At 41.3% G+C, this 11,158-nt stretch carries 9 protein-coding genes; 8 read left to right on the forward strand and 1 reads right to left on the reverse strand.

From position 1 onward, the window contains the following. Nucleotides 1–96 precede the first annotated feature (96 nt). The 7 genes from OQ279_RS05010 (at nt 97) to OQ279_RS05040 (ending at nt 7,676) form a co-directional block, all read left to right on the forward strand. Nucleotides 97–459 (forward strand): four helix bundle protein, encoded by a 363-nt coding sequence (locus tag OQ279_RS05010; RefSeq protein WP_266068739.1) that lies wholly within the window; start codon nt 97–99, stop codon nt 457–459. Continuing rightward, nucleotides 447–1,526 carry a glycosyltransferase family 4 protein gene (locus OQ279_RS05015; RefSeq protein WP_266068740.1) on the forward strand — a complete coding sequence of 360 codons (1,080 nt, stop codon included), beginning with the start codon at nt 447–449 and terminating at the stop codon, nt 1,524–1,526. The genes OQ279_RS05010 and OQ279_RS05015 overlap by 13 nt, the downstream gene beginning before the upstream one ends. A 506-nt stretch (nt 1,527–2,032) precedes the next feature. Then, entirely contained in the window at nt 2,033–3,421 is a 1,389-nt protein-coding gene (locus tag OQ279_RS05020) for an exopolysaccharide biosynthesis polyprenyl glycosylphosphotransferase (protein WP_266068741.1), read from the forward strand. Between the two features lie 51 nt (nt 3,422–3,472). After that, on the forward strand, nt 3,473–4,039 hold the full coding sequence (locus tag OQ279_RS05025; RefSeq protein WP_266068743.1) for a Crp/Fnr family transcriptional regulator: 567 nt from the start codon (nt 3,473–3,475) through the stop codon (nt 4,037–4,039). A gap of 90 nt (nt 4,040–4,129) precedes the next feature. Then, complete coding sequence (locus OQ279_RS05030; RefSeq protein ID WP_266068744.1) at nt 4,130–5,503, forward strand: TolC family protein; 1,374 nt, start codon at nt 4,130–4,132, stop codon at nt 5,501–5,503. A gap of 18 nt (nt 5,504–5,521) precedes the next feature. Beyond that, nucleotides 5,522–6,481 (forward strand): HlyD family secretion protein, encoded by a 960-nt coding sequence (locus tag OQ279_RS05035; RefSeq protein WP_266068745.1) that lies wholly within the window; start codon nt 5,522–5,524, stop codon nt 6,479–6,481. A 1-nt stretch (nt 6,482) separates the two neighbouring features. Beyond that, complete coding sequence (locus OQ279_RS05040; RefSeq protein WP_266068746.1) at nt 6,483–7,676, forward strand: ABC transporter permease; 1,194 nt, start codon at nt 6,483–6,485, stop codon at nt 7,674–7,676. A gap of 54 nt (nt 7,677–7,730) precedes the next feature. On the opposite strand, the gene lnt is transcribed toward OQ279_RS05040, so the two are convergent. After that, nucleotides 7,731–9,320 carry an apolipoprotein N-acyltransferase gene (lnt, locus tag OQ279_RS05045; protein ID WP_266068747.1) on the reverse strand — a complete coding sequence of 530 codons (1,590 nt, stop codon included), beginning with the start codon at nt 9,318–9,320 and terminating at the stop codon, nt 7,731–7,733. Between the two features lie 231 nt (nt 9,321–9,551). Between lnt and OQ279_RS05050 the strand changes: the two genes are divergently transcribed. Then, nucleotides 9,552–10,325, forward strand: a complete 774-nt coding sequence (locus tag OQ279_RS05050) for a CDP-alcohol phosphatidyltransferase family protein (RefSeq protein WP_266068748.1) — start codon at nt 9,552–9,554, stop codon at nt 10,323–10,325. Nucleotides 10,326–11,158: the final 833 nt, after the last annotated feature.

An 11,158-nucleotide genomic window follows, 5' to 3' on the forward strand; every position in this document is an offset into this window, starting at 1 on the left:
TCAGTTGAAAAACTTCGCTTCGCTCAGTTTTCTTAACTTTAATTCAAGGTTTTCTAAAACTGACAACCGATAACCGATAACCGACAACCGAAAGACATGAAAAGCTACAAGGATCTCGACATTTACAATTTGGCTTTTGCCTATGCTATTGAAGTACATAAAGTTTCGCTGAAATTGCCAAAGTTCGAACTGTACGAACAGGGGAGTCAAGTGAGGAGATCTTCGAAGAGTGTGAAGGATAATATTGTAGAGGGATATGGTAGAAGAACTTATAAACAGGATTTTATTAGATTCCTTACCTACAGTCACGCCTCTCTTCTGGAATGTCTGTCCCAGTTAGAAATGATCGATGAACTTTATGAAATCTCAGAAATAAAAGAATTACGCAGTAAATATGATCTATTAGGAGGTAAGATATTTTCTTTCATCCAGTATGTGGAAAAAAATTGGAAAAGCTGATTAGTAACGTCATGGAAATTGATAACCGAGAACCGACAACTGATAACCGAGAACAGATAACTCTAATCTACATAGGTAACCAACTATCAACCCGGGGCGGCACTCCCACCTCAATAGACACGCTGACCCCTTTATTAAGAGAAGAAGGTTTTGATGTAAAAACAGCTTCGGCTAAAAAGAACAAACTCCTTCGCCTGATAGAAATGCTTCTGTTAGTGTACAGGAACAAAAGAACTACCCGCTTCGTCCTCATAGATACCTACAGCACGCAAAATTTCTGGTATGCTTATGCAGTTGCCAGCCTCTGCCAAAAGTTGCATCTTAAATACATTCCCATCCTCCACGGAGGTGAACTTCCCACCCGACTCGAAAATTCTCCTAAGGTGTCAAAAAAGGTATTTGAGAAGGCATTTTTAAATGTGGCTCCGTCACTGTACCTAAACACTGTTTTTCAGCAAAAAGGGTTTTTTAATGTTCAATATATTCCCAACAGTATCCACCTCGAAAATTATCCTTTTAAAGAAAGAAATCAACTTCGTCCCAGGTTACTGTGGGTAAGAGCATTTGCTGAGATTTATAACCCGCTGCAGGCAGTAAAGGTTCTGGAGCTGCTGTTGCCTGATTATCCTGATGCCGAACTTTGTATGGTAGGTCCGGTAAAAGATGATTCCTGGCAGAATTGTATTCGCTACTCCAGGCTGCACAGCCTGCCGGTTCGTTTCATGGGAAGGTTACCCAAAGAAGAATGGATTGCATTATCTAAAGCATACGATATTTTTTTAAACACTACCAACATAGATAATACCCCTGTGAGTGTAATTGAAGCTATGGCCCTGGGGCTGCCTGTAGTTTCCACAAACGCGGGCGGACTCCCATATCTCATAACTGCCGATATAGATGGGATGCTGGTTCCTCCAAATGATCCCGAACTGATGGCAGAGGCCATAAAAAATATGCTTAAGCGACCAGAACATTCTCTGGAAAGAACCCGCGCTGCGAGGAAGAAAGTAGAGGTTTTTGACTGGGAGAGGGTTAAGGTTTTGTGGAAAGAAGTGTTAGCCAGGTAAGATTGCAAAAGGCAAAAGTTATGAGTTATAGTGTTATGAGTTAAGTTTGAAGCCAAGAACCAGGACATATCAATTGTCAGTTATTATCTCCCAGCCTAAATTAGTATCCTTTGATCTGCGGGATTTTGGCAGAACTACAGTCAGGTTAAGCTCTCCGATAGCGTAGATTTACAATCCGTGCCAAATTACCCTTGTTACTATTCCAGGAAGTTTTTCGAACAATGCGTTTTCAATACCTGCTTTTGGGTTACCAATATGGGCTTGAAGATTTTCAAAGAAATTTGAATTTTAAATCCTCAATCTTAAATCCAGTTGGCGCAGATTTGCAATCCGTGCCGGTTTTTCTTTCTATATTTCTTCCGAAGAAGCCTTGCTAACACTCCAAAAATGTCATTTTTAGAACCCTGTTTTGAATTTTTACAAAGATAAAGTTCCTGCAAAAAGGTGCCGGGGAAATCCCTTGTAAGCCGAACTCTTCCTTATATTTACACCGTAAAAATCCCTGCATGCCACATAAAAACAAAATGCATTTCGAGATCTCCGAGCGCAAAATCTTTCTGCGTATCTTCGATATTCTCTGGGTGCTTTTGGCATTATACGTTGTAGGAATTCTTTTTCGGGTAGAATACTTCAATATTGAGCAGAGTTCCTGGCATTGGGCTATAGTGCTGGCAATCTATTTAAACCTGTTCTGCGGCATTTTTGAACTCTATGATCTGCAAAAGGCAAGTAGCTACTATAGAGTACTCAAAAATGTGGTTTTAGCGACCTGGGCCGTAGTATTGTTCTATTTGATGACCCCCGTTTTTACACCCGTACTACCCGACAACCGCTTACAAATTCTATATTTTTTTCTTACAATTTGTTTTACCCTACTGCTGTGGCGGTTCTCCTACATTGCACTTATTTCTACGCCCAGGTTTTATCGAAGGGTTTTAATTATTGGGGAACCATTGGAAGTTGAACTCGTAGCCCTGCACCTGCAGCGATCCGATCCCAATTACAATATTGTGGGCCTGGTGAATCCCGGTGGTGGTGATGTGATTAATTCTGAAAAATTGGGCTTAGAAGATTTTTCAGGAACAAACCTCTCAGAAGTTGTACGGGAGCAGAATATCGATGAGATCCTCATTTCTGATGTCAATTCTACGGCTGAAGGTTTTTATAGTCAGGTTCTTATTCTTCTCAAAAATGGCTTTCCGGTGAAAGATTTTAATGAGGTGTATGAAGATAAAACTCACCGCATTCCGGTGCAGCATATTGAACGTAATTTTTACCAGTTCTTTCCTCTAAGCCGCAGTAACGATAACAAATTTTACCTGTTTTTTCACAGGCTTTTTGATATCCTTGTTTCTATCATTGGGATTATTATAGGCGCCCTTTTGTTGCCTTTTATTTACTTCGGAAATATGATAGCAAATAAAGGCTCATTGTTTTACCAGCAGGAAAGGATTGGCAGGAGTGGTGAAACGTTCAAAATACTGAAGTTTCGTACAATGCGCTATAATGCTGAACCTGATGGGGCCGTGTGGGCCACTAAGAATGATGTGCGTATCACCCGCTTCGGAAAGTTTCTTCGCCGTTCAAGACTGGATGAATTTCCACAATTTTACAATATTCTGAAGGGAGAAATGAGCCTGATCGGTCCCCGGCCTGAACGTCCTGTTTTTGTAAAAGAATTATCTGAATTAATCCCCTTTTACGATACCCGCCATTTCATCAAACCTGGTCTCACCGGTTGGGCGCAGGTGATGACCGATTATGCCGACAGCCACGCCGATAGCCTGGAAAAGCTGCAGTATGATCTTTATTATATCAAGCACCGTAATATCTTTCTCGATATTACCATTCTTACTAAAACGCTCAGTACGGTTATATTTTTCAGAGGACAATGATCTTCTTAAAATATTGAATTGAGAGCGAATTTGAATAGCGCACAATAGTTTATGAAATTAGCTGAATTCCTACATACTCTGGTCGATTTTTCTGAAGAGGAACTTGAAGATATCCTGTCTCATTTTGAGAGGAAAGAGGTGTCAAAGAATGAGATATTGGTGGAACAGGGCAAAATATGCCGAAATTTATATTTCGTTGAAAAAGGAATAGCCAGAAATTACTATCTCAATAGCGACGGCAAAGAGATCACGCAGTTGTTCTTTGGAGAAGGCAGGTTCATGTCAAGTTTGGAGAGCTTTTTCCAGGAGAGCCCCAGTACCTATTATCTTGAAATTCTCGAAGATTCTGTAATCCTGTCTATCACCAAAGAGCAGTTGGACCTCCTTTTTGACAGGTACCATAAAATGGAAAGGCTGGGGCGGCTTTTGGCTACTGAAATGCTTACTAAAGTAGTTCATAAAATCAATGCCATACAGTTCCAGTCCGCCCGGGAAAGGTATGACTTCATGCTTTCAGAATATCCCGATATTACTTACCGTGTGCCGCTGGGACTTATTGCTTCTTACCTTGGAATGTCCCAGGAAACCTTAAGCCGCATCAGGAAAAAAAAGTTATAGCCTTTACTTATGCTATCCGCTTTTTGATTTAAGTCAAAAGAAAGACCGCTATTCAACCGGATCTTTGCACCCTAATTTAAAGAACTAAGAATGCAAAGAAAATGGATAGGTGTAAGTGCCTTTTTTATATTCCTCATGGGGTTACTTCCCACTCCAGGTAGTGCCCAACAATTGGAACCACAGCTGATGGAACTCATTGAAAAAGGCCTGAACAAAAACCATGAACTTAATCAAAATGAGATAGAGGCCCAACAGGCCGTAATTGATCAAAAACTTGCCAGATCGGTATTTCTTCCCAAGATTACTGTCAATGGAAATTACACCAGACTTGATGATGACCTCAGATTTGACAGCGATACCGAAACTTTGCTCCTGGGAACTCAAAAGTTGCTTATAAAAGAAGCCGTGGGGCTACCGTTTAATGCTGGTTTTCCTGAGGGACTTCCGGTAAAGGAGGTTCCGGCCATTCAGCAGAAGAACATTTTAAAATCTTCAGTAGATGTCGACTGGGTCTTATTTAGTGGCTTTCAGGCTTCAGGCGCACTTAAAGCAAGTAAACACAAGGAAGCATCCATACATTTTGCAGGCTCAGCCCTTCAGGATAAAATAGCTCTTAAAATCATTGAGACCTATGATCAACTGGCGTTGGTGAACGCTTCAGAAAAAGTTTTAAAGACTTCCGAAGAATATCTTGCACAACAAAACCTGTATGTTAACAAAGCTATTGAGAATGGTCTGGCCACCCCTATAGAACGCAAGAAGATCGAACTCGCAAAACAACAGCTTATAGGTAAACAGCTGGAATTTGAACAAAACCGCACTTTGCTTCTGGAGGTCTTGCAGCAGCTTACAGGGGTGGATACAGAACAATTAGAAATGCTTACTCCACAACTTGTGCCCTTTAATGTGGTGAAAGAAGAACCTGTAGAAAAACGGGATGAAGTTAAAGCCCTGGAAGAAGCTGAAAAAGCCAGCCTTAGCAAAGCGAAAATGGAAAGAAATAATTTCATTCCCAAGTTAGCTTTAAAAGGACATTATGAGTTATTGGAAGATGACCTTTCTCTTCTAGATCCACGATGGTACGTAGGGGTAGGGGTGAAGTGGAATCTTTTCGACGGGAACCAGGCTAACCTTAAAAGTAAGCAGTCAAAATTTGAAGCTCTTAAATACAGGGAAAAGCTGAAGGAGGCTGAAGAAATGATTGCTCTCTCTATTACTAAAGCAGAACTCAACCTTGCAGCTGCCCGGCAGAATACGCAAATTGTACAAAAGGAGATCGACCTTGCCGCAGAAACTTATGAAATGGTGAACAAGCAGTACCGCAATGATCTTGCATCGGTTAGCGATGTACTTGATGCCCTCAGAGACCTTGAACAGGCAGGATTCCACTTACAGGAATCTATTTTTAAGGAGCGAAGGGCAATGATTGATCTCCGTCACGCCAAAGGTCAGTTGGAATACTAAAAAAATAAAAAAGAAACGATGAACTTATATAGTAGAATTATTGTGAGCATTATCGCTGTTATCAGCCTTGGTTCCTGTAACAATGATGAGAAAATCCCGGCTCTTAGAGGGAAAGTGAAATTTGAAACCATTGCTGTTAGCGGTAAACTTCCCGGCAGGATCATAGAAATTTCTGTGGAAGAAGGCCAGGAAGTAAAAAAAGGAGATACCCTGGCATTCATTGATATTCCTGAAGTGAATGCAAAGATAAAGCAAGCCGAAGGTGCTGTTACAGCAGCCCGTGGTCAACTGGACATGGCGTTTAATGGAGCGACTTTAGAGCAGCTTGAGCAAATTAAAGGACAGCTCAATGCAGGGAAGGCACAATTTGATTTTGCAAAGGAATCTTTTAAAAGGATTGAGGCCATGTACCAGGATTCTCTGGTAAGCCGGCAACAATATGATGAAGTGAAAATGAAGCTGGGAATGGCCCGGGCACAGGTAGATGCCCTGCAGGCAAAACAGCAGGAAGTAGAAAAAGGTGCCCGCACAGAACAAATCAACCAGGCACAGGGACAGTTAGACAGGGCATTGGGATCAAAAGAAGAGGTGATGAGTGCATCTATGGAGCAATACCTCATTGCACCCAAAGATATGACCATTGAAACTGTGAGTTTAAGTGAAGGAGAATTACTTACTCCCGGCTATCCATTATTCAACGGGTACGAAAAAAACAGTATGTACTTCAGGTTTAGTATCCCCGAATCCCAGGTCTACGACTTTAAAGTGGGAGACGTTTTAACGGTAGTCAACCCATACACCAAAGAAGAAATATCTTCACGCCTTGTTGCGGTGAAACAGCTTGCACACTACTCAGATATTTCCAGTACAGCACCAATGTATCAACTTTCGGAACCGGTATATGAATTAAAACTGGTTCCTGAAAGTACTGCGGCCGCAAACTATTTTATGAACAGCACCATCATATTAAAACACTAAAATGAAGGATTTTAAGAGATTGCTAAAAATAGAATTCCGGCGCATATTTTCAAACAAAGTGCTGCTTGCCATCTTTTTTGGAGCTCCTGTGCTGTACGGGTTTTTACTCGGTTATGTTTACAGCCAGGCTAAGGTGATCAACCTTCCCATTATCATAGTAGATGAAGATCATTCCCCGGTTAGTGATAGGCTCATAGATGCTTTTGAAGATAATGAGGCCATAAAGGTGAGCGATGTAAGATATACCCCCGGAAAGATTCAAAGTGAAATGCCTTTAAATGAATATATTGCTGTAGTGAATATCCCAAAAGGCTTTGAAGCTGCAATCCTGCAAAAAAGGCATCCTGAAGTTAGGGTAGATCTCAATATGGTGAATATCCTTAATGCCAATACCGCAAGTAAGAATATTCAGGCGGTTCTAATGACCATGAATGCAGGTATAGAGATTGAGGGTTTGAAAAAACAGGGTATGCCACCCGCTCTGGCGCTTGAAGCCTATGAGAGCTTCAGCATCAACTTTAATAAGATGTACAATGCTACCGGGAATTATCTCACTTTTATGCTCCCGGGACTGTTGGCGGCCATTATGCAGCAAGTAATATTTTTAGCTTTAGCCCTTGTTTTTGCAAGAGATTTTGAAGATGGATATTTTCGTGAACTTGCCGGCAGGCATAAATGGGCATTTTATCATATTGTTCTAAAGGCTGTTCCTTTCCTGATCCTGATTCCTTTTATGTGGGCTGTGGTAAGCCGGTTTCTGCCTTACTTCAGGATAGAGGCGGAGATCTTTAGTATCCCCATGCTAATCTTAACCACCTTATTGACACTGGCTTCAATGGGAATTGGAATGTTGTTCTCAATGGTATTTCCTAACCAGTTGAAGGCTACAGAACTTCTTATGGTGATCTCTACACCTGCATTTATTTTAAGCGGCTTTACCTGGCCTTCATTGGCTATGCCCCCTGCAATAACTGCTTTTGCTGAAATTATTCCCGTTACTCATTTTTTGAATGGATTCCGGAAGGTGGCTTTCTACGGCGGCGGAATATCCTCCATCTCCCATGAAATCTTTATGTTGCTCCTGATTTTTACAGGAAGCCTGTTTGCAATGCTTGTTCTCCTACAGTGGAAGATTAAAAAGACCAGGAAGAAAGCTCTCGTTACCTCTGAAGAAGATTTACCCGGAGAGAATTAATTTGTTTATAATCAGATTTCTTCATGCCGGAAGTATTAATTCTACTGCAGGTGTTTATTTGCGTGATCTCTTCCAGGGTATAACTGCAAACAGAAAAATAAATAATGCAAGGAACAGGGAGACTCTGGCAATGTAGTCTCCAAAGCGGCTGTAAAAGGTGAGTCGGCCATTGAGAGTTACTTCCCCGCGAAGAGCTCCCTGTTCTTCATACCCTAAAGTTGAAGTGATTTCGCCTTTTTCGTTGATAAAAGCTGAAATTCCTGTGTTGGCACTTCTGGCAATGGCTCTCCTGTTTTCAATAGCTCGCAACCGGGCATAACTAAGGTGTTGTTTGTGTCCCTGGGTATTGCCCCACCATGCATCATTAGTGATAATAGCTAAAAAGTCGGCCCCTTCTCTAACGTAGCCGGTCACAAAATCTCCATAAACTGACTCATAGCAAATTATTGGCCCCACTTCTTCAGAAGTAGGAATTTCAAAAGTTGCCCTTTTTTCCTGCGTGGTTTTCATAGCAACTGTACCGCCCAAGTCAATCATAACATTTCCGAGGAGAGGCCTTAAAACCTCCTGATACGGGAAATTCTCTACGCCTACCACAAGTTTCGATTTGTGATAAAAATGAACTGAATCATTCGCAGAGATCATAAATGCCGAATTATAATCGTCATACCAGTCATTTGGTCCTAACTGGTTGGTTTGCTCCCGTACCCTTCCCGGATCATTGAACCTCTCGTACATGGAAATACCACTCAAAAATGACATTTTTGGATGCTCATTTATAAACCGGCTTGTGAAGAAATTGGCTTCAGAATCTTCAAAGCGGCTCAAAACCGTTCCGTAGGCGAAAACAGTTTCAGGGGCTATGACTATTTTTGTTTCGGGAGTGACTGCCTCTTCAGCAAGATCGGTAAGTAACTGCCCTATGCGGACATCTGAAGTAAAATATTTCTCTGTATAAGGGTTGATGTTGGGTTGTAAAACAACAGCTTCAATAGTTTCTTCACTCTCTTCATAATTCCATAAGATCACATACGAGATCAAAATAGGGAGAAGAATAAGAAGTCCGTTTTTGAACAGTCCGCGATAAAGGATTTCTTTGGCTTTGTGCTCTTTGTAAAGCAGCAACATCTTCAGAAGCGCAATATTTGTGAGCCACACCCACAGTGTTCCTCCAAAAGTGCCTGTGAATTCATACCACTGTATCCAGTGAGGAAATTCAGAAAAGGCATTACCAAGATTGAGCCACGGCCATGAAAATTCCCAGTTGAGGTGCAGGTACTCAAAACATATCCAGATACTTATAAGAAAAGAAGAAGAGGCCTTGAAATTTACCCTTTTTGCCACTATATGGAACAGCAGGAACACCAGCGACATGAGTAGGGAGTTCACTGTGATGGCAAAAATGCCTCCAAAAGGAGTGGAAAAGTAGAGCCAGTAGGTAGTAACTAAATTCCAGATAATAAAGCTGAGATAGGAAAGGCCAAAGATCTTCCATTTCCTGTTATGTGTCTGCTTGATCCTGATGCTGTGTTCTGCGTAAAGCAAAGGCACGAAAGCAAAGAATAACAGCAGGGGAAAACCATAAGTAGGCCAGGCCAGGGCCAGTAAAATTCCGGAAAGTAAGGCGTACAGGAAGTTTTTCATAGTGAAGTGTGGAAACAAATTTAAGCAATTACCTATAATCAATGAAGAATTAGCAATGATCAATTAACATAAGGAAAACAGTAAGATTTACTCCCGGTTTTTTAATTCCCTGCTGGCGCAGATTTGCAACCGGTACTATTTTTAAAATGAAATTTTAGCCTCTTTTATCTTGTTTCCTGTTTCTGGCAGTGCTACATTCTTTTTTTCCTATTTTTACAGAAAACAAACCCTATGAGCCTAACCAGACACATTCCCAACGCCATTACATTGGTCAATCTTTTTAGCGGTAGTATTGCAGCCATATTTGCTGTGCAGGGCGACCTGGTGATGGCTGCGATCTTTGTGGCACTGGGTATCTTTTTTGATTTTTTTGACGGACTTGCTGCAAGGCTCCTCGATGTGAAATCGGAACTGGGATTACAACTCGATTCCCTTGCCGATATGGTTACCAGCGGATTGGTGCCGGGGATTGTAATGTTTCAACTGTTTAGACAGGCCCTGCCCGGAGCAGCGGCACAATCTACCGACTGGACAGCCGGGCACGACCTGATGGAATGGAATTTTCCGGCTCTCGCTCTGCTAGGGTTGCTTGTTACCCTCGCGTCTGGCTATAGATTGGCAAAGTTCAATATTGATGAGCGGCAAACCGATTCTTTTATTGGCCTACCCACACCCGCAAATGCCTTACTGATATTGAGTCTGCCGCTGATCCTTATTTTTCAGCCACAGCCCGTTTTGGTAGATATAATTTTAAATCCGTGGTTTCTTGGTGCCCTGACCTTGTTCAGCTGTTTTATGCTGAATGCCGAGGTTCCTTTATTTGCCTTAAAATTCAGTAGCTGGGGCTTTGCTGAAAATAAAGTCCGTTACCTGTTCCTGATCTTTTGTGTGGTCCTGCTCATTTTCTTGCAGTTTGCAGCGATTCCTTTAATCATTATCAGTTATGTGGTGATCTCAATGATCACTAATAAAAATGATGATGAGAGGCTGGTGGAGAGAACTTAGGTTGTGGGAGTGTTTTTTCAGACTGTAGACTGTGGTCTGTAGTGGAGCATATGACAATTATCAGATTTTTCACGAAGGAAAGAAGGACAAATATTTTTCAGAAATTTCTCCTGCTCTGGAATAACCCACTTTTCGTCCCTACGGGACATTTTATTCGTGGGAGAACCTTTTTTCCTATAGTTGGTCCCTACGGGATTACGAGTAGAAGTAAAGGTCCCGTAGGGACGCTCTATAGGTAGCTTCAAATATCATTATGAAATTTACGTCCTGTAGGGACGGTATATGAGATAATGCCTGGAGGTGAATTTTTATTACCGATTTTTTTTAAAATTATATAGTAAACCCACATTTTGTCCCTACGGGACGTTTTATTCCTGGGAGAACGTTTTTACCTTTAGTTGGTCCCTACGGGACCTGGATTTAACTATAAATATCAGAATATTTCCTCTCAAAAATGCCTTTTTAGACACCTTTAGAGAGTGTGAATTGAGGGAAAAGCTGGCGCGGATTTATAATCCGTGCCGGGGAATGCTGTTTAGGAATGCTCAAAATATTTCCTCTTCAAAATGCCTTTTTAGACACTTCATTAGAGAAAGTACAAATAGGGAAAAGATAGCGCGGATTTCGAACTTCTGATTCTTGAATCTAAAATTATGAATTGAAAGCTTGCGCGGATTTGCAATCCGTGCCGGGAAATCCTGATTGAAACCCTCAAAATATTTCCTTTCCAAAATGCCATTTTAGACAATTCATTAAAGAAAGTACAAATAGGGAAAAGATAGCGCGGATTTCGAACTTCTGATTCTTGAATCTAAAATTATGAATTGAAAGCT

The organism is Salinimicrobium profundisediminis (assembly GCF_026241755.1).
GTDB lineage: Bacteria > Bacteroidota > Bacteroidia > Flavobacteriales > Flavobacteriaceae > Salinimicrobium > Salinimicrobium profundisediminis.

Bases quoted from the DNA above. Each gene is read 5' to 3' on its own strand.
- OQ279_RS05020 (WP_266068741.1), top strand. From the start codon at position 2,033: ATGCCACATAAAAACAAAATGCATTTCGAGATCTCCGAGCGCAAAATC.
- OQ279_RS05030 (WP_266068744.1), top strand. From the start codon at position 4,130: ATGCAAAGAAAATGGATAGGTGTAAGTGCCTTTTTTATATTCCTCATG.
- lnt (WP_266068747.1), bottom strand. From the start codon at position 9,320: ATGAAAAACTTCCTGTACGCCTTACTTTCCGGAATTTTACTGGCCCTG.
- OQ279_RS05040 (WP_266068746.1), top strand. From the start codon at position 6,483: ATGAAGGATTTTAAGAGATTGCTAAAAATAGAATTCCGGCGCATATTT.
- OQ279_RS05035 (WP_266068745.1), top strand. From the start codon at position 5,522: ATGAACTTATATAGTAGAATTATTGTGAGCATTATCGCTGTTATCAGC.
- OQ279_RS05050 (WP_266068748.1), top strand. From the start codon at position 9,552: ATGAGCCTAACCAGACACATTCCCAACGCCATTACATTGGTCAATCTT.
- OQ279_RS05025 (WP_266068743.1), top strand. From the start codon at position 3,473: ATGAAATTAGCTGAATTCCTACATACTCTGGTCGATTTTTCTGAAGAG.
- OQ279_RS05010 (WP_266068739.1), top strand. From the start codon at position 97: ATGAAAAGCTACAAGGATCTCGACATTTACAATTTGGCTTTTGCCTAT.